The organism is Knoellia subterranea KCTC 19937 (assembly GCF_000768685.1).
Lineage (GTDB): Bacteria > Actinomycetota > Actinomycetes > Actinomycetales > Dermatophilaceae > Knoellia > Knoellia subterranea.
In genome coordinates, this window is the sequence record NZ_AVPK01000015.1 from 1 (window position 1) to 16,746 (window position 16,746).

General features: G+C 69.9%; 19 protein-coding genes, 1 tRNA gene and 1 riboswitch. Of the genes, 9 read left to right on the plus strand and 11 right to left on the minus strand.

From position 1 onward, the window contains the following. Positions 1-370: 370 nt before the first annotated feature. A complete protein-coding gene (locus tag N803_RS16290; RefSeq protein WP_035907289.1) occupies positions 371-1,165 on the minus strand; it encodes a deoxyribonuclease IV in 795 nt (264 codons plus the stop codon). Between the two features lie 10 nt (positions 1,166-1,175). Next, the gene (locus N803_RS16295; protein ID WP_052112401.1) at positions 1,176-2,696 is read right to left on the minus strand and encodes a flavin-containing monooxygenase; all 1,521 of its coding nucleotides are present in this window, start codon (positions 2,694-2,696) and stop codon (positions 1,176-1,178) included. 115 nt (positions 2,697-2,811) lie between these two features. Between N803_RS16295 and N803_RS16300 the strand changes: the two genes are divergently transcribed. The 7 genes from N803_RS16300 to N803_RS16330 all read left to right on the plus strand — a co-directional run bounded on the left by N803_RS16300 (position 2,812) and on the right by N803_RS16330 (position 8,990). Beyond that, the gene (locus tag N803_RS16300; protein WP_035907290.1) at positions 2,812-3,948 is read left to right on the plus strand and encodes a metallophosphoesterase; all 1,137 of its coding nucleotides are present in this window, start codon (positions 2,812-2,814) and stop codon (positions 3,946-3,948) included. Between the two features lies 1 nt (position 3,949). Next, the gene (locus N803_RS16305) at positions 3,950-4,435 is read left to right on the plus strand and encodes a hypothetical protein (protein ID WP_035907291.1); all 486 of its coding nucleotides are present in this window, start codon (positions 3,950-3,952) and stop codon (positions 4,433-4,435) included. Then, positions 4,432-5,034 (plus strand): DNA-3-methyladenine glycosylase I, encoded by a 603-nt coding sequence (locus N803_RS16310; RefSeq protein ID WP_035907294.1) that lies wholly within the window; start codon positions 4,432-4,434, stop codon positions 5,032-5,034. The genes N803_RS16305 and N803_RS16310 overlap by 4 nt, the downstream gene beginning before the upstream one ends. After that, entirely contained in the window at positions 5,024-6,061 is a 1,038-nt protein-coding gene (locus N803_RS16315; RefSeq protein WP_245617345.1) for an AraC family transcriptional regulator, read from the plus strand. The genes N803_RS16310 and N803_RS16315 overlap by 11 nt, the downstream gene beginning before the upstream one ends. A 114-nt stretch (positions 6,062-6,175) precedes the next feature. Next, complete coding sequence (locus N803_RS16320) at positions 6,176-7,312, plus strand: MBL fold metallo-hydrolase (protein WP_035907299.1); 1,137 nt, start codon at positions 6,176-6,178, stop codon at positions 7,310-7,312. Further along, positions 7,309-8,166: an SDR family NAD(P)-dependent oxidoreductase gene (locus tag N803_RS16325; protein ID WP_035907302.1), complete on the plus strand. Its 858-nt coding sequence runs from the start codon at positions 7,309-7,311 to the stop codon at positions 8,164-8,166. Before N803_RS16320 ends, N803_RS16325 begins: the two co-directional genes overlap by 4 nt. Continuing rightward, complete coding sequence (locus tag N803_RS16330) at positions 8,163-8,990, plus strand: dienelactone hydrolase family protein (protein WP_035907305.1); 828 nt, start codon at positions 8,163-8,165, stop codon at positions 8,988-8,990. Before N803_RS16325 ends, N803_RS16330 begins: the two co-directional genes overlap by 4 nt. A gap of 174 nt (positions 8,991-9,164) precedes the next feature. Here the strand turns inward: N803_RS16330 and N803_RS16335 are convergent. The 5 genes from N803_RS16335 to N803_RS16355 all read right to left on the minus strand — a co-directional run bounded on the left by N803_RS16335 (position 9,165) and on the right by N803_RS16355 (position 11,257). Beyond that, positions 9,165-9,237: transfer RNA gene (locus N803_RS16335), tRNA-Ala, on the minus strand. Positions 9,238-9,314: 77 nt separating this feature from the next. Next, positions 9,315-9,968 carry a histidine phosphatase family protein gene (locus N803_RS16340; RefSeq protein ID WP_035907363.1) on the minus strand — a complete coding sequence of 218 codons (654 nt, stop codon included), beginning with the start codon at positions 9,966-9,968 and terminating at the stop codon, positions 9,315-9,317. 23 nt (positions 9,969-9,991) lie between these two features. Beyond that, positions 9,992-10,372, minus strand: coding sequence for a ribosome silencing factor (gene rsfS / locus N803_RS16345; RefSeq protein WP_035907308.1), 381 nt, complete (start codon positions 10,370-10,372; stop codon positions 9,992-9,994). Beyond that, positions 10,359-11,024: a nicotinate-nucleotide adenylyltransferase gene (gene nadD, locus N803_RS16350; protein ID WP_156969838.1), complete on the minus strand. Its 666-nt coding sequence runs from the start codon at positions 11,022-11,024 to the stop codon at positions 10,359-10,361. The genes rsfS and nadD overlap by 14 nt, the downstream gene beginning before the upstream one ends. After that, positions 11,021-11,257: a hypothetical protein gene (locus tag N803_RS16355; RefSeq protein ID WP_035907365.1), complete on the minus strand. Its 237-nt coding sequence runs from the start codon at positions 11,255-11,257 to the stop codon at positions 11,021-11,023. Before N803_RS16355 ends, nadD begins: the two co-directional genes overlap by 4 nt. Positions 11,258-11,759: 502 nt before the next feature. Here N803_RS16355 and N803_RS16360 point away from each other — a divergent pair. Beyond that, on the plus strand, positions 11,760-12,722 hold the full coding sequence (locus N803_RS16360; RefSeq protein WP_035907312.1) for a glycosyltransferase family 2 protein: 963 nt from the start codon (positions 11,760-11,762) through the stop codon (positions 12,720-12,722). Between the two features lie 97 nt (positions 12,723-12,819). Here the strand turns inward: N803_RS16360 and N803_RS16365 are convergent, their stop codons facing one another. Further along, positions 12,820-14,082 carry a glutamate-5-semialdehyde dehydrogenase gene (locus N803_RS16365; RefSeq protein ID WP_035907367.1) on the minus strand — a complete coding sequence of 421 codons (1,263 nt, stop codon included), beginning with the start codon at positions 14,080-14,082 and terminating at the stop codon, positions 12,820-12,822. 69 nt (positions 14,083-14,151) lie between these two features. On the opposite strand from N803_RS16365, the gene pdxY reads away from it, so the two are divergent. Continuing rightward, entirely contained in the window at positions 14,152-15,015 is an 864-nt protein-coding gene (gene pdxY, locus N803_RS16370) for a pyridoxal kinase PdxY (protein WP_035907369.1), read from the plus strand. A 43-nt stretch (positions 15,016-15,058) separates the two neighbouring features. On the opposite strand, the gene N803_RS16375 is transcribed toward pdxY, so the two are convergent. Genes N803_RS16375 through N803_RS16385 form a run of 3 tightly spaced genes read right to left on the minus strand, consistent with a single transcriptional unit; the run spans position 15,059 to position 16,516 of the window. Further along, positions 15,059-15,442: a hypothetical protein gene (locus N803_RS16375; protein WP_035907315.1), complete on the minus strand. Its 384-nt coding sequence runs from the start codon at positions 15,440-15,442 to the stop codon at positions 15,059-15,061. Beyond that, positions 15,439-16,269 (minus strand): CbtA family protein, encoded by an 831-nt coding sequence (locus N803_RS16380; protein ID WP_035907318.1) that lies wholly within the window; start codon positions 16,267-16,269, stop codon positions 15,439-15,441. The genes N803_RS16375 and N803_RS16380 overlap by 4 nt, the downstream gene beginning before the upstream one ends. Positions 16,270-16,297: 28 nt before the next feature. Beyond that, positions 16,298-16,516 (minus strand): CbtB domain-containing protein, encoded by a 219-nt coding sequence (locus N803_RS16385; RefSeq protein WP_035907371.1) that lies wholly within the window; start codon positions 16,514-16,516, stop codon positions 16,298-16,300. A gap of 28 nt (positions 16,517-16,544) precedes the next feature. Continuing rightward, positions 16,545-16,731: riboswitch (cobalamin riboswitch) on the minus strand. Between the last annotated feature and the right edge of the window lie 15 nt (positions 16,732-16,746).

Here is a 16,746-nt window from a genome sequence, read left to right on the forward strand (position 1 = left end):
ACTTACCCGCGGCCACACTTGGGCGTCAAATCCGTGTCACCGTAGTGATCGACCGGATCTGATCGCGCTTGGATCTTCGCGGGGTGTTTCCCACCTTACCAGCCTTTCGGCGGCTCTCGAACCACCCTGTCGGGCGCCTCGAACTGGTGCATCAACCGCGGGACCGGCCTACTTCGCGCTGGGCCTCAAGCCCTGCACCGTGGTGTCCGTTCCTCCCTTGCGGGCTGACATCGAGAACAGTAGAGGACGTTCTCGCCAGAACACAAATCGAGGTGCGCCGGCGACGGTTGGTGGGCACCCGGCATACCGAATTCGGTTGTGCCACAGGCACATTCGCCACAAACCTGCCGCACAGCCGCCAGCCCAGACGTCAGAGCCGCTCCCGCAACCAGGCGAAATCGGCCTTGTGCTCGTCGGCCCCACCCGGCGTCTCGCACACGACCGGTGCCCCAGCGGACCGCACGACACCGGCGAGCAGGTCGGCGTCGATCTGGCCGGCGCCGAAGTTGGCGTGCCGGTCCGCCCCGGAGTCGAAGGCATCCCGACTGTCGTTGCAGTGGACGAGGTCGATGCGTCCGGTGATGGCGAGGATGTCGTCGACGACGGTCTCGAGCTTGTTGCCGCCGGCGTGCGCGTGGCAGGTGTCGAGGCAGAACCCGACCTGATCGGCCTGGGAGGCCGAGCCGATGGCGTCCCAGACCTTGGCGATGCGCTCGAGGTAGCGGGCCATGGCGTTGTCGCCCCCGGCGGTGTTCTCGAGGAGGAGCGGCAGCTTGAGGTCGGTCGCCTCGATCGCCTTGCGCCAGTTGTCGAAGCCGACCTCCGGATCATCGGTCTTGTTGACGTGACCTCCGTGGACGATCAGGCCCTTGGCCCCGATCTCGGCGGCGGCATCGACGTGCTGCTGGAGGAGTTTGCGGGACGGGATGCGAATGCGGTTGTTCGTCGTCGCGACGTTGATGATGTAGGGCGCATGGACGTAGAGGTCCACGCCCGCCGCCTCGGCGTCGGCGCGCAGCGCAGCCGCCCCACCGGCATACGCAATCTCCGGTCCCTTGTATCCCTGTGGGTCGCCGAGGAAGAACTGCACGAGCGTCGTGCCGCGCGCGGCGGCCTCGGCAAGTGGGTCGGTCTGGTCGACGTGGGCACCGATGGTGAGGCTCATGCCACCCAGTCTAGGAAGCACCCCTGTCAGCGGCAGCCGCGAGCGGCTTCGGGTCCACGCCCCTCGGCCTCAGCGGCGCGAACTCGAGGACCCCGTCGTCGACCCGCCTGCTCGACATGAGCCGGCGGTCGTGGAAGTAGTTCTGGCGCACGGTCCACGGTGCGACCGTGCCCTGCCGAGGGAAGAGGTGCCGTGAGCGCTCGAGATAGGTGGAGGTGAGTTCGAAGGGCCGCTCCCCCTCCTCGAGATCCGGGTCGAGCCGTGGCGTCGCCGTCGCCGCGCCACGATCGCGCAACTCGTTGAGCACCGCGCAGACGAACCGGGACGTGAGGTCGGCTCGCAGCGTCCACGAGTTGTTGGTGTAGCCGAGGCAGACCGCGAGGTTGGGTGCACCGCCGAACATCGCGCCCTTGTAGAAAAACGCGGCACTCGGATCGAGGACCTGGCCGCCATGGGTGAAGGTGATGCCGCCGGCGATCTCGATGCGCAGGCCCGTGGCGGTGACGATGGCGTCGGCCTCGAGCTCCTCACCACCCGCGACCCGGATGCCGGTCGCCGTGAACCGGTCCACCGTGTCGGTCACGACGCTCGCCCGCCCGTCGCCCACGACCTTGAGGAAGTCGGCGTCGGGGACGAAGCACATGCGCTGGTCCCACGGTTCGTAGCGAGGGGTGAAGTGCTCGCGCACCGCCTCCTCACCCACGAAGCGCCGGTTCAGAGCCGCAATCCCGCGCCGGGTCGCGCGCGGGAAACGTCGGCTCAGCTCGTAGACGCCGACGTTCTGGAGCAGGTTCTTGGCCCGCACGAGGCGCTGACCGAGACGTTCGCCCGCACCGCCGCGCAGCACCGATCCCACCCCTCGCCCGACGGGATCACGCCCCGGGATGGGCAACACATAACCGGGGCTTCGTTGGAGCATCGTCACGTGCGCCGCTCCCCGCTCCGCGAGCGCCGGAACGAGGGTGACGGCGGTTGCGCCGGAACCGATGACGACGATCCGCTTCCCGGCCGGATCGAACGCCTCGGGCCAGAACTGCGGGTGGATGATCGGCCCGTCGAACTCCGCACGCCCGGGGAAGTCGACGACGTGCCCCGTGTCGTAGGAGTAGTAGCCCGTGCAGACGTAGAGGAACGTCGCCGTGTGCTCGATGAGCCCGTCCACCGTCTCGGCGCGAACCGACCACCGGCCCGTCTCCCACGAGAACGCGGCCGAGATGACCCGCTGCCCGTAGTGGATGTGCTCGTCGATGCCGAACTCGGTCGCGGTCTCACGGATGTAGGTGCGGATGCTCTCGCCCGAGGCCAGGGTCTCAGTCCCGGTCCACGGCCGGAACGGGTACCCGAAGGTGTGGACGTCGGAGTCGGTGCGGACGCCGGGATAGCGGAACAGGTCCCACGTCCCGCCGCCCGCCTCCCGCGACTCGAGGACGGCGAACGACCGGTCGGGGCTGAGCTGGGTCAGACGGCACGCGGCCCCCACACCCGACAGACCGGCACCGACGACGAGGACGTCGACGTGGAGGCTCTTCATTGACTACTCCGGGGTTGGCAGGCGCGAGCCCCCATGAGACCACGCGTCGGGGTGTCCGTGCACCGTGCGAGCATGAGTGCTCCCTCACGACCGCCCCTCGAGCACCAGGACTCGCGTGCCCCTCTTCGTCCTCGTCCCCCTTGCGCTCGTCGGCCTGCTCACCTTCTGGCTGCACCGGCGCCTCGTCGTGGCGCCCGGTTGGCAGACGCCGTGGAGGTATGCCGTGAGTGCCGCTCTCGTGGCCCTCACCGGTCTCGCCGTGGTCGCCCTCGCCGGCGGTCTGCGCTGGGGCACGGCCGACGACACCCGGCCGGTGGCCTGGATCGGCATGACCTGGCTGGCCGTGTTCTGGTATCTCCTCCTCGGTGCCGCGCTGACCCAACTCGTCGCGCTCGTCGTGCGACTCGCCACCGACAGGGAGAAGCGGACACCGGTGCTGCGGCGGTGGAACCGGGCGGCCGCGGGACTGACGGTCGCCACTGCACTGGGCGCGACGGCATACGGCGTCGTGGCGGCAGGTGACCCGACGATCACCCGCGCGACTCACACGTCCGCTGCCCTCCCGGACGCCTTCGACGGGACCACGGTCGCCCTCGTCACGGACCTGCATGCGGGCGTGGTGCACGGTGCCGACTTCGCGCGAACCGTCGTCGACCGCGTCAGCGCGGCTCATCCGGACCTGATCCTGCTGTCCGGTGACGTCGTCGATGCACCGTTCGAGCGGCACCGTGCCGAGATCGCGCCGCTCGCCGACCTCGAGGCGCCGCTCGGCGTCTTCGCGGTGACGGGCAACCACGAGATGTACACCGGCACGACCGCCGAGTGGCTCGCCGAGTGGGAGCGCCTCGGCATCACGGTGCTCGCGAACACCTCGACGGTCATCAGCCGCGACGGCGCGACGATTCGGGTCGCGGGTGTCCACGATCTCGAGGGTGAGGGCGAATTCGCCCCCGACATCGACCGGGCACTCGACGGCACCGCTGACGCGTTCACGCTTCATGTCGCCCATCAACCGCTCGTGGCCACGCGTTCGGCCAACCGCGGGGTGGACCTGCAACTGTCCGGTCACACGCACGGTGGACAGGTGTGGCCCTTCAACTTGCTCGTGCCCCTGCAGCAGCCCATGGTGGAGGGGTACGCCGTGATCGACGGGGTGCCCGTCATCACGAGCCGCGGGGCCGGCACGTGGGGGCCACCGGTGCGCGTCGGCGCCGCCCCCGAGATTCCGCTGATCACCCTGAGGAAAGCCTGAGATGTCCGACCCGACCGCCCTCGGAGCGCCGCGCTACCGCTCCGTGGCACGCCCGACCAAACCCCTGGCCGTCGTCGGGGCGATCGTGGCCGTGGTGGGTGTCGTGTGCGGATTGCTCGTCGCCTCGCTCGGCGGGTGGTCCGTCGTTCTGGGTCTCGCTCTCCTGGTCCTCCTCGGCGGCGTGGGCTGGGTCGTGGCCCGCGGGGCCGTCATCGTCACCGTCACCGACCGCGACATCCGGGTCACCTATCCCCTCGCCGCCCGCCGGATCCGCATGGCCGACGTCACCGACGTCGGCGCCGGCGACCACGTCAACGGCGTCGGCTACGGCTGGGGAGTTCGTTGGGAGGGCCGTGGCAAGTGGGCCTACCGGGTCGGCGGCCCCATGGCGACCGTCGTCCACCGCGGTGGACGCCTGGGCGTCTCCGTCGAGGACCCGCACGAGTTCGTCGAGGCCGTCGTCGCCGCCCGCGGCGAGCTGGCATGAGCGAGGTCGTCGTCGGCGACGACGGACTGGCCCGGCCCATGTGGGCGTCGGTCGACCCGATGCTCCGCGACTACTACGACACCGAGTGGGGCATGCCGGTGCGTGACGAGGTCGGGGTGTTCGAGCGGCTGTCGCTGGAGGCGTTCCAGTCGGGGCTGTCGTGGGCGACGATCCTGCGCAAGCGCCCCGCCTTCCGCGAGGCCTTTGCCGGCTTCTCCCCCGACGCCGTCGCGTCCTTTGACGACGCCGACATCGAACGGCTCATGGCCGACGCCGGCATCGTCCGCAACCGGGCCAAGGTCCTCGCGACGATCCAGAACGCCCGGGCCACGCTGGGACTGCGCGACGACCCCGAGGGCGACCTCGCGGCATACGTCTGGTCGTTCCAGCCGCAATCGACACCGAAGCCCAGGAGCTACGCCGACGTCCCGACGACCTCCGCGGAGTCGCTGGCGCTGTCCAAGGGCCTCAAGCGCAAGGGCTTCACGTTCGTCGGGCCGACGACGATGTTCGCCCTGATGGAGGCGATCGGCATCGTCGACACGCACCTGCTCGACTCCCACCGGCGCGGCAGCTCCGGCGTCTGGAGTGACGCCTAGCCCCGGGCCGCGCGCCGCCGGCCCGATGATCCGCGCCGCGAGCCTGCGGGGCTTTGGCCCGCTCGTTCGCGGACTCGGCGGGGACCCCGGGGAGCTGCTCCGTCGCTTCGGCCTCGACCCGACTGCTCTCACGTCGGACGATGCGCTCGTGCCGATCACCTCCCACGACCGGATGCTGGACGCTGCCGCCCGCGAGCTGTCCTGCCCCGACTTCGGACTCCGGCTCGCGGCCTCGCAGGACATCACCATTCTCGGACCGATCGCGGTGGCGATCGAGGCCTCCGAGACGGTGTGGGAGGCACTCGCCTGCGCATCGCGCTTCATGTTCATCCACTCCCCTGCGCTGAGTGTCTCCGTGGAACCCGACCCGCGTGGTGCACGGGGGGTCATCGCCCTCGCCTATCGCAAGGACCTGCGCGAGTCGACGTACTCCCCGCAGGCGATCGAGCTCGGTATCGCGTTGATGCACCGGATCGCCGCGTCGATCCTCGGCGACCGCTACGGCCTGCGTTCGGTCGAGCTCTCGCACCCGCCACAGTCCTCGGTCGAGCGCTACCGCGAATACTTCGGCGCCGAGGTGGGATTCGGCGGACCAGTCGCCGCCCTTCGGGCGCAGAGCGCGTTGCTCGACGAGACGTTCGAGGGCGCCAACGCCGCCATTCGTGAACGTGCTCTGGCCCACCTCGCGAGTCGGGTCGACCCACGGATGACGACCGAGGCGCAGGTGCGGCTGGCGGTGGCCGACCTCCTGGGGAGCGCTCCGTCCAGCCTCGACCGGGTGGCGCGGCTCCTGCGGATGCACCCCCGCACGCTTCAGCGGCGGCTCGCCGACGAGGGGACGACGTTCGCGCGAGCCGTCGACGACGTGCGCCGCGATGCCGCACATCGCTACCTGACGACCACTGACCTGCCGCTGACGCAGGTCGCCGCGCTCGTGGGCTTCGCGGAGCAGTCGGCGCTGACCCGAGCCGTCCGCCGGTGGGAGGGCGCGAGCCCACGCGCGGTGCGGCGCTCCACACCGGGGTGACGGCCTGACGCGCAGGACGTCGTTCTCGCCGACGTTGTCGTGCTGGGGCAAGTTTTTGCGATCGCCGCCACCCACTCTGGGGCTTTCGGCACCACGTTCGGCAAGGAGTCAACGATGACTGACGCACCCGCCCAGGCAGGCACCCCACTCACGAGCATCGGCGCCCGGAGCATTCCCGAGTTCGAGGGAGTCCACGACGTGTGGCCGCGCGGCGCACGACTGGAGGCGGTCCGGGAGGCCGCCACGGCATACAAGAAGCGTTTTGCCACGCAGGGAGTGGTGCGCGCGGTGAAGTCCGTCGACATCGCGGCCGCGCCCTACCCAGTGAAGTACGCCTTCCACGACGCGGTCTCGGTGCCGACCTCCCCGCTCATCGCGATGATCAACCGGATGATCGTCGTCCAGTACGACGACTGGAACGGCACGCCTCGCACCCTCGTGTTCGAGCCGACCGTGCCCGACGGGTCCGCGGAGGCGCCGTTCTATCGCAACCTGCAGTCCCTGATGGACAGGCTGCCCGCCGGCAAGCATCTCGAGAAGGTCATCGTGCGGTACTACAACGAGCCGGGCGACGTTCTGACCCAGCTCGGCCTCACGCCGCAGGACATCGACTTCTGCACCTTCGACCACCTCCACGTCCAGGACCCGCGGATGATCCTCGGTTCCACGGACACGATCGAGGGTGAGTCCGGGCCGCGCGCACCGCTCTTCGGCGACGCGAAGCTGCTCGTCCACTCCCGCGAGCTCGCGACCCTGCAATCGCTCCACCCCATGCAGTGGGCCTGGTATGTCGACGGCGGTCTCGGTGGGGTCGATCCCGCCAAGTTCGTGACGTTCGAGGGTGACCTCGAGCTCGGACCCGGAGTGACGCTGCTCTGGACTCCGGGCCACACCGACGGCAACCACTCGCTCGTCCTCAACACGCCGGACGGTGTCTGGGTCTCGTCCGAGAACGGCATCTCGCTCGACAACTGGCAGCCCGAGCTGTCGAAGATCCCGGGCGTGCGCAAGTACCACGAGCAGTTCGGGCGGGAGATCTGCCCCAACGCCAACACGCTGGAGGACTCGCTCGACCAGTACGACTCCATGATCAAGGAGAAGATCATGGCCGACCCGAGCAAGCGCGACCCGCGCTGGCTGCAGATCCTGCCCTCGACCGAACTCGCGCCGTGGAAGCGGTTCTGGCCGGTCGTGCCGACGTTCCTCCACGGTGGCATCTCGTACGGCACGATCACGTCGGGTCGCCGATGAGCGCGCTGGGTGCGGCTGTCGTCACCGGCGCGGGCCGCGGCCTCGGCAAGGAGATCGCCCGCCTCCTCGTGAACCGCGGGTATGCCGTCCTCGTCACCGACGTCGACGAGACCACCGCCCGGGAGAGCGCCGACGAGATCGGGGCCGCCGGGTGGCGCGTCGTCGACGTCCGGGACGAGGCCCAGGTCCTCGCGGCGCGGGACGCGGCGATGAGTCGGAACGGACGGATCGACGTCTGGGTCAACAACGCCGGCGTCCTGCTCACCGGCCCGGCCTGGGAGCAAACCGCGGAGCAGCGACGACTCATGGTCGAGGTCAACGCCCTCGGAGCCATGAACGGCACGCTCGCGGCCATCGGGGCCATGCGCACGGTGGGTGCCGGCGGCTCCGGTCACATCGTCAACATCGTCTCCCTGGCCGGGCTCACCGCCGTGCCGGGAGAGGCGGTGTATGCCGCGTCCAAGCACGCCGCGATCGGCTTCAGCCTGTCGACGCTCGCCGACCTGCGCCTCGCCGGCGTGGACGGCATCGACATCTCGTGTGTGTGCCCCGATGGCATCTGGACCCCGATGCTCCACGACAAGCTCGACGATCCACAGTCGGCGCTGTCGTTCTCGGGGAAGCTGCTCCAGCCGGAGGAGGTCGTGGCCGCCGTGTCACGCGTTCTCGACCGGCCGCGTCCGGTGACCGCGCTCCCCCGCTGGCGTGGGTGGCAGGTGCGCTTCGGTGACACGTTCCCACGCGTGGCGTTGCGCCTGACGCCGATGATCGTCGAACAGGGACGCCGTGCCCAGAAGAAGTTCCTCACACGCGGAGTGCCGGGAGCCTCACGCGTGCGAGGCTCCGACACGTGACCGACGACTCCGCTGCCGACTTCGCCCGCGAGACCTTCACCCGTCGGGGCACGACCCACGAGATCCTCCGCTCCGGCAGTGGTCCGGCCGTCATCGTCATCGCCGAGATCCCCGGCACGACTCCGCGCGTCCTCGACTTCGCCCGGAAGGTGCGTGACCTCGGGTGCACCGTCATCATCCCGGTGCTCTTCGGTCGCGTCGGGCACGACCCCAATCCGGACTCGGCTGGGCTGCTCGGTGCCGCTGGTGCCATGGCTCGGGCCGGAGTGACCATGTGCGTCAGTCGCGAGTTCACCCTGCTGGCCACGGGCCGCACGTCACCCGTCGTGCCGTGGCTGCGCGATCTCGCGGCGGCCGAGCACCAGCGCTGCGGTGGCCCGGGCGTCGGTGCGGTCGGGATGTGCCTCACCGGCGGTTTCGCGCTCGCCATGGCCACCGACGAACGGGTGCTCGCGCCGGTCCTGGCGCAGCCGGCCCTGCCCCTGGGGGTGACCCCGTGGCAGCAGCGCGCCATCGACACCTCCCCCGAGGATCTCGCCGTCGTCGCAGCTCGATGTGCGGCAGGGCTGAAGGTACTCGGCCTGCGCTTCCGCGGCGACCGGCTCGTGCCAGCAGCCCGTTTTGCTCACCTGAAGCGGGTGTTGGGTGACGGGTTCGTCGCCATCGAGCTCGATGCCGAGGACGCGAACCCGGCCGGGGTCATGCCGCCGCACTCGACGCTGACCGAGCATCTCGTCGACGAACCGGGCACGCCGACGCGGGAGGCGCTCGACCAGGTGCTCGACCTCTTCCGGACTCGTCTGCTCGATCCCGATCCCGCCTGAGCCGTTCCGCCGGACATGCTTTGGCGTCGGTCCCCGGGCGCCAGCTCGCGTGCCTGAGCGGGGCGTCACGCGCACGGTGCGCGGACTGCATGTCCGGCGGCACGCGGCATACAGGGCACGTCATGGGAAACGACGAAGGGCCGGACTCGATGAGTCCGACCCTTCGTCGATCTGTGGAGCATAGGAGATTCGAACTCCTGACCTCTTCCATGCCATGGAAGCGCGCTACCAACTGCGCCAATGCCCCGAGTCGCCCCGGTGGGCTGTCCCCCGAAGGCGACTGCGTAACTTTACGACGACCAGTGCCCGGGTTCCAAATCGGGGTCAGGCCAACGCATCACTGCGGGCCGAGGACCGTGCTGCCGCCTGGTTCCAGGCCTGAATGCGCCACCCAGCCCGCCCTTCGACGAGCTCGGCCCAGTGGCAGTTGCCGAGTCCGCCGAGCGCCAACCACGACGTGCGCTGGTCGATGCCGACGAGGTCCGCGGCCAGGGCACGACCGGCCACGCCGTGCGTCGCGATGACAGCACACGCCCCCGGTTCGAGGTCCGCCAGCAACGCGTCGACACCCGCGCGGCACCGCGCGGCAACGTCGGCGACGGACTCGCCGTGACCGCCGCGCCTGAAGTCCTCGCCGCGCAGCAATTTGTCCATGTCCTCGGGGTAGCCCGCCCGGACCTCGTCACCGGTGAGGCCCTGCCACGCACCGGCGTGGATCTCGCGGAATCGCTCGTCAGTGGAGAAGGGGATGTCGTCCACTCGGGCGACCGTCTCGCCGGTGATGGCGGCCCGGCTCAGGTCGGAGGCGACGACCCTGACCGGCGCGAAGGGCGCGAGCGCCTCGGCCGCGGCAGCCGCCTGTGCCAGTCCGCGTTCGGACAACGGCGAGTCGAGCTGCCCCTGCCACACACCGGCGGCGTTGTGGCTCGTCTCGCCGTGCCGCAGCACGATGAGTCGACGAGGAGAGTCCATGGCCATGACGCGAGCGTTGGCGCCCAGCGTCACCGAGCGGACTGCTCGGTGCCGACGACGCCGAGATCGACCTCGGGGCAGTCCTTCCACAGGCGCTCGAGCTCGTAGAACTCGCGCTCCTCGTCGTGCTGGACGTGGACGACGATGTCGCCGAAGTCGATGAGGACCCAGCGACCGTCGCGCTGGCCCTCGCGGCGCACCGGCTTCGAGCCGAGCTCACGGAGAGCGTCCTCGATCGAGTCCACGACGGCACCGACCTGGCGCTCGGACTCGGCCGACGCGATGACGAAGACGTCGGTGATGGCGAGCTGCTCGCTCACGTCGATGCCGACGATGGTGGTGGCGAGCTTGTCGGCGGCCGCATGGGCGGCGGCGCGCGCGAGCTCGAGGGAACGGTCAGTGGCTGCCACGGGACTCCTCGTCCTGGTCTGCGGCCGATGCGGAAGGTGCGTCGGACGACGCACCGGACTCACCGGCATACAGATGATGTTTGTTGATGTACTGGACGACGCCGTCGGGCACGAGGTACCAGACCGGCTCGCCGTCGGCGACGCGCTCACGGCAATCGGTCGAGCTGATCGCCATGGCCGGCACCTCCTGGAGGGTGACACGGTCCTCGGGCAGACCGGACTCGGAGAGCTCGTAGCCCGGACGCGTCACCCCGATGAAGTGCGCCAGGTCCCAGAGCTCGTCGACGTCCTTCCACGACAGGATCTGGGCCAGGGCGTCGGCGCCGGTGATGAAGAAGAGCTCGTCGTCGGGGTGCTGCTCGCGCAGGTCCCGCAACGTGTCGATCGTGTAGGTCGGGCCATCGCGGTCGATGTCGACCCGGCTGACCTGGAAACGCGGGTTGGACGCCGTCGCCACGACCGTCATGAGGTAGCGGTGCTCCGGCTCACTGACGACCTTGTCGGCCTTCTGCCAGGGCTCGCCGGTCGGCACGAAGATGACCTCGTCGAGGTCGAAGAGCGACTGGACCTCGGAGGCAGCGACGAGGTGGCCGTGGTGGATGGGATCGAAAGTCCCGCCCATCACGCCCAGACGGCGGCGTGCAGCGCTCAGTGGTGACCCTGGTCGTGCATGGTGCCGCCGTGGGCGTGCGCCAGCTCGGTCGAGTGGTGGTCGTTGAGCTCCGTGTGGGGCGTGTGCTTCTGCGCGTTGCCGCGGAAGGCCCACGTCACGGCGAGCAACAGGGCAAAGATCGCGAGGGCGATCACGCCGAAGCCCCAAGCGGGCATCGGCAGCTCGTGAGCGGCGGCTTCCTCGGCGAGGACTCGTGCGGCGTGCGACGTCATGAGAGCCAGCCTACCGTCACCGTTGTCCACCGGTGTCGTCCACAGGGCTGTGCACGGGAGCGTGGCGTCGGAGCGCTTCCTGTGGACGACACTCGCGGGCGCTGCCACTCAGCGAGAAAGTGCCCGATCGTCTTGCGCCACAGGGGGTTTGGGCGCTAAACAGGTCCTCACGAACAACTGCTCTGGCCCTCGGGCACGGGCAGAAGTCGGGTCGAAGGAGAACGGCTGTGCCACCGGCCCCGTCACACGGGTCGGTTGGGGGGGCAACCCACACCGCGAGCGGCATCGCGGGGCACACCGCGGCCGACGGCCAGAGTCGAAGTTCGTCCCGGCCCTGTCGGGACGACGCCACTGTCGCGTGGCCCACTCGACGGGTGACCGTCGGGACCGACCGGCTCAGACAAGGGCTAGCCCCGGCGCTGAAGGCCCCCGATCTCATACATCGGGGGCCTTCGGTGCGTCTCGGCACAGGCCACCCCGAGCCCCGCCTACGCTGAACCCCATGCCCGCGCACCACACCGCCCCGACGTTGAGCATCGTCATCCCGATGTTCAACGAAGAAGCCGTCCTCCCCCTCCTCGTCGAGCGGCTCCGGCCGATCGCGGACGGTCTCGACACGGCATACGAGGTCGTGGCGGTCGATGACGGGAGCAGCGACGCGACCGCGGTCATCCTCGAACGCGAGCGGCGCACCTGGCCACAGCTGCGGATCGTTCGCCTGCGCGCCAACTCCGGACACCAGGCCGCGATCTCGGCAGGGCTGGCGCGCGCGCGGGGCGACTACATCGTCACCCTCGACGCCGACCTCCAGGACCCGCCAGAAGTCATCGCGGAGATGTTGCGCCTGGCCCGTGAGGACGGGGTGGACGTCGTCTACGGGGTGCGCAATGACCGCTCGACCGACACGGCCTTCAAGCGGGGCACTGCGCGGCTCTTCTACAAGACCATGCGGCGGCTGGGCAACATCCATGCGCCCGAGGACGCCGGCGACTTCCGACTCATGTCCCGCGCCACCGTGGATGCGATCAACACCCTGCCCGAGCACAACCGGGTCCTGCGGTTCGTCGTCCCTGCCCTGGGCTTCCCGTCGGCCACGGTCGGCTACATGCGCGAGGTGCGCGCGGCGGGCACGACCAAGTACCCGTTGGCGAAGATGATCCGGCTGTCGGTCGACTCGGTGACCGGCTTCTCGCTCGCTCCGCTGCGGTTCGCGACGTGGCTGGGGCTGCTCGGCGGCCTCGCAGCGCTCGGCGTCCTGCTGTATGCCGTCATCGCCCGCTTCCTGGGGCACGCCCTGCCCGGTTGGACCTCGACCGTCGTCATCGTGGCTGCAGTGGGCGCCGTGCAGTTGCTCGCGCTGGGGATCCTCGGCGAGTACGTCGGCCGGATGTACTCCGCCATGCAGAGCCGGCCGACCTACTTCATCGCCCACGACTCACTCTCCTCCGAGGAGACTGCGCCGTGACTCGTCGCGGCCTGGCAGCCCTCGGGGTCCTCGTCGGCGCGCTGATCGCGCTCGGGATGTGGCTGTCGGCCCAGGACGTCTTCTAGCTCCAGGCGGGTCAGCGGATCTGGCCGTCGCCCTCGACGATCCACTTCGTCGTCGTGAGTTCGGGCAGCGCCATGGGCCCACGCGCGTGGAGCTTCTGAGTCGAGATGCCGATCTCGGCACCGAACCCGAACTCTCCGCCGTCGGTGAAACGGGTCGACGCGTTGACCATGACCGCCGCGGCGTCGACCTCAGTGGTGAACCTGCGCGCCGCAGCCCGATCCTCGGTGACGATGGCCTCGGTGTGGCCGCTCGTGTGCGCCTGGATGTGCGCGAGCGCCGCGTCGAGGTCGGGAACGACGGCCACGGCCATCTCGAGGGCGAGGTACTCGGTGTCCCAGTCCTCCTCGGTCGCCAACTGATGGGGTATGCCGGCCTGTTCGGCCGCGCTTCCGGCCGCCGGATCCGTGTGCAGGACGACGCCGGCCCCGTCGAGGGCCGCGAGGACCCTGGGGAGGAACTGGTCGGCCAGGGCCTCGTGCACGAGGAGGTTCTCGGCGGCGTTGCAGACTCCGACCCGGTGGGTCTTGGAGTTGAGGGCGATCGCCAGAGCCTTGTCGAGGTCGGCCGCAGCATCGACGTAGACGTGGCAGTTGCCGACTCCGGTCTCGATGACCGGCACGGTGGACTCGGTGACGACGGTCTGGATGAGGCCCGCTCCCCCGCGCGGGATGATGAGGTCGACCTGGCCGCGGGCGGTGAGCAGTTCCTTGACGACCTCGCGCCCCCCCTCGAGCAGGGCCATGGCGTCGACTGGCAGGCCCTGGGACTCGAGGGCGCCACGCATGACGTCGACGAGCGTGCGGTTGGTCGACTCGGCAGCGGAGCCACCGCGGAGGATTACGGCGTTGCCGGACTTCAGTCCGAGGCCGGCCGCGTCGACGGTGACGTTGGGGCGAGCCTCATAGATCATGCCGACGACGCCCATCGGAACGCGGACCTGCCGGATCTGGAGGCCGTTGGCGAGCGTCGAGCCGCGCACGATCTCACCGACGGGGTCGGGCAGGGCGGCGATGTCGCGCAGGGCCTCGGCGACCGCCGCCACTCGGTCCTCGGTGAGCGTGAGCCGGTCGACGAGCCCGTCGGCCATCCCGTTGTCGCGACCGCGGGCGACATCCTCGGCGTTGGCGGCGACGATGTCAGCAGTGGCTCCGTCGAGGGCGTCGGCCAGGGCTCGCAGCGCAGCGTCCTTGTCGGCGCGGCTGAGCAGGGCGAGCCGGCGCGAGGCGACCCGGGCGCATGAGGCGAGTTCGGCGACGGTGGGCACAGCGGACATGGAACCAGCGTAGGTCGGGTGGGCGGACGGCATACGGGCATCTCAGGGACGCGCACACGAAGTGGGATGATGGCGGGCGTGACGACGATCCTCTCCATCCAGTCCTCGGTCGCCTACGGCCACGTCGGCAACAGCGCGGCGGTCTTCCCGCTCCAGAGGCTCGGCGTCGAGGTGTGGCCGGTGCACACGGTGCACTTCAGCAACCACACCGGCTACGGCGCGTGGCGCGGGCCGCTCATGGAACCCGAGCAGGTGCGCGAGGTCGTCACCGGCATCGAGGAGCGAGAGGCGATGTCGACGATCGACGCGGTGCTGTCCGGCTACCAGGGTGGCGAGGCGATCGGCGACGTCATCCTCGACGCGGTCGCGCGGGTCAAGGCCGCCAACCCCGACGCGATCTATGCCTGCGACCCGGTCATGGGCAACGCCAAGTCCGGTTGCTTCGTCCACCCGGCCATCCCGGTCCTCCTGCGCGAGCGCGTCGTGCCGCAGGCCGACCTCATCACGCCGAACCAGTTCGAGCTCGGGTTCCTCACCGAGACCGAGCCGGAGTCCCTCGAGGACACGCTTGCGTCGGTCGAGAAGGCGCGAGCCATGGGGCCGTCAACGGTGCTCGTGACATCGGTGCTGCGGCCCGACCGCCCCGAGGGCACCATCGAGATGCTCGCCGTCCACGGTGACGGGGCGTGGATCGTGCAGACCCCGCAGCTGCCGATGAAGGCCAATGGGTCGGGTGACGTCACGGCGGCTCTCTTCACCGCCCACCTGTTGGAAACGGGAGACGCCGGGGTGGCGTTGGGGCGGACGGTGTCGAGTGTCTTCGACCTGCTCCAACGGACGCTCGACTCCAGGCAGCGCGAGCTGCAGCTCGTCCAGTCGCAGGAGGAGATCGCGAACCCGCGCATGCAGTTCGAGGTGACGCAGCTCCGCTGACCGGCGCCCGTGCTGATCGACGCCCTGTCCGAGTGGGACGGGCTCAGACGGAGATGTATGCCGTCGTCAGTCCGCTCGGCGGGAACGCAAGCCTCGCGATGGGCTCGGGTGGGTCGACCCAGCCCGGCCCGCCGTCGCGGACCCAGGCCACGACCGCGTCGACGATGGTGTCGTCGAGCACTCCCCTGACCCAGACCGGTTTGCCACCGGCTTCCCTGCCGGACCGCGACGGCGACACGACGACGACGTTGGACTGGTCGCAGGCGAGCAGGCAGGTGCTCACCGACACCCGCGCCGCACCCACGGCGCCGTCCTCGAGGCGGGCGAGAAGCCCGTCGTGGTCGACGCCGGGGTGCTTGCGCGAGGTCCCGCAACAGCAGTCGCGGCAGACGCGGATCGTGCAGGTCGTGTCGTCCCGGCGACTCACGCGCCGACGGAGGTGAGCTCGCGCTCCCCCGCCGTATCCGCGGTCCGCGCGCTCGCCCCGGTGGAGCGCTCCATGAGCAGACCGAAGACAGCTCCCAGAACGACCCACATCGTGGCGAGCTGCGCCAGCGAGGCGACCCGGAAGTCCCACAGCAGCGCGGCCGGGACGTCCTCGGGCACGGAGTCCGGTGACCCCGGAAGAACGACGACGACTGCGACCACGGCGAGGACGGTCACGAGGACATCGACGCTCCACCGCGCGCCGTCCAAGAACCCGCGCCGCGCGAGGAGGCGGTCGAGCATCGGGACGGTGAGGGCGATGGCGACACCCAGGAGCAGCGCCAGGACATAGAGCCAGGTCCGCTGGGTCACGGTGGCCGGGTCACCGACGGCCGGCGGGTTCGCCGGGATGACGATGGCCGGGAGCAGCGTGACCGCACCGAACCCGATGGCAGCCAGCACCATCGAGCGCCAGAAGTCGCTGTGGGGCGCGAGCCGGTGACGGGCCTTCGCGAAGACCACCGCGAAGATGACGCCGAAGGCGATGCCGACGAGCATCGAGGTCACGGCACCACCCACGACCTGCTGGGTGCGGGTGACGAGATCACCCCCGTGGGCCGGGACATGACCCGGCGCAGCGGGGACCGTGAAGAGGGCCGAGTGACCGGCGTGACCGCCGTGCCCCCCGGATGCACCGCGACGCTCCTCGATGACGAGGGCCTTGCGGATGACGGGCTCGACGAAGAGCCAGATGACGAGCGCGGAGGCGAGGCCGGCGGCAACGCCGGCTTCCAGGCCGCGCCGCAGCACGGATCCGAAATTGATCATGTGAAGTTCTGGAGTGATCAGGTGTGGATCAGTGGCACGGCACGCCGAGCGCGTGGCGCGCGTCGTGCGTCAGCTCGTGCAGCATCTCGGCGGCAGGCGCGCTGAGGAGGGCGCCGTTCTCCTGGGAGACGAAGTAGAGCGCGAACACCGCGACGGCGAGCAGCGCCCACGCCCAGAGCGGGACGCGGATGCTCGCGAGCGACGGTGCAGTGTGAGCGGGGACAGCAACAGCTGAGGAATTGGCCATGGTGGGACCCTTTCGTTCCATGCCTCGTGGACTGATCTGTGCCGCAGCCGGTCTCCTGGCTTCCAGATCACCACGACTCCTCGGCCTTCCCAACAGCCCGGCGTGAACCTGCGGCTGTCAGTGGCGAATGACGAGGAGCCATTCCCTGGTCACAGTGGCGAGGACCACGTCGGAATCACACCGACTTCCCGTGCACTGCGGCACCTGCATCCAACCACACGCGCACGGGG

Bases quoted from the DNA above. Each gene is read 5' to 3' on its own strand.
- N803_RS16290 (WP_035907289.1), bottom strand. From the start codon at position 1,165: ATGAGCCTCACCATCGGTGCCCACGTCGACCAGACCGACCCACTTGCC.
- N803_RS16295 (WP_052112401.1), bottom strand. From the start codon at position 2,696: ATGAAGAGCCTCCACGTCGACGTCCTCGTCGTCGGTGCCGGTCTGTCG.
- N803_RS16305 (WP_035907291.1), top strand. From the start codon at position 3,950: ATGTCCGACCCGACCGCCCTCGGAGCGCCGCGCTACCGCTCCGTGGCA.
- N803_RS16310 (WP_035907294.1), top strand. From the start codon at position 4,432: ATGAGCGAGGTCGTCGTCGGCGACGACGGACTGGCCCGGCCCATGTGG.
- N803_RS16320 (WP_035907299.1), top strand. From the start codon at position 6,176: ATGACTGACGCACCCGCCCAGGCAGGCACCCCACTCACGAGCATCGGC.
- N803_RS16325 (WP_035907302.1), top strand. From the start codon at position 7,309: ATGAGCGCGCTGGGTGCGGCTGTCGTCACCGGCGCGGGCCGCGGCCTC.
- N803_RS16340 (WP_035907363.1), bottom strand. From the start codon at position 9,968: ATGGCCATGGACTCTCCTCGTCGACTCATCGTGCTGCGGCACGGCGAG.
- N803_RS16355 (WP_035907365.1), bottom strand. From the start codon at position 11,257: ATGACGTCGCACGCCGCACGAGTCCTCGCCGAGGAAGCCGCCGCTCAC.
- N803_RS16360 (WP_035907312.1), top strand. From the start codon at position 11,760: ATGCCCGCGCACCACACCGCCCCGACGTTGAGCATCGTCATCCCGATG.
- N803_RS16365 (WP_035907367.1), bottom strand. From the start codon at position 14,082: ATGTCCGCTGTGCCCACCGTCGCCGAACTCGCCTCATGCGCCCGGGTC.
- pdxY (WP_035907369.1), top strand. From the start codon at position 14,152: ATGGCGGGCGTGACGACGATCCTCTCCATCCAGTCCTCGGTCGCCTAC.
- N803_RS16380 (WP_035907318.1), bottom strand. From the start codon at position 16,269: ATGATCAATTTCGGATCCGTGCTGCGGCGCGGCCTGGAAGCCGGCGTT.
- N803_RS16385 (WP_035907371.1), bottom strand. From the start codon at position 16,516: ATGGCCAATTCCTCAGCTGTTGCTGTCCCCGCTCACACTGCACCGTCG.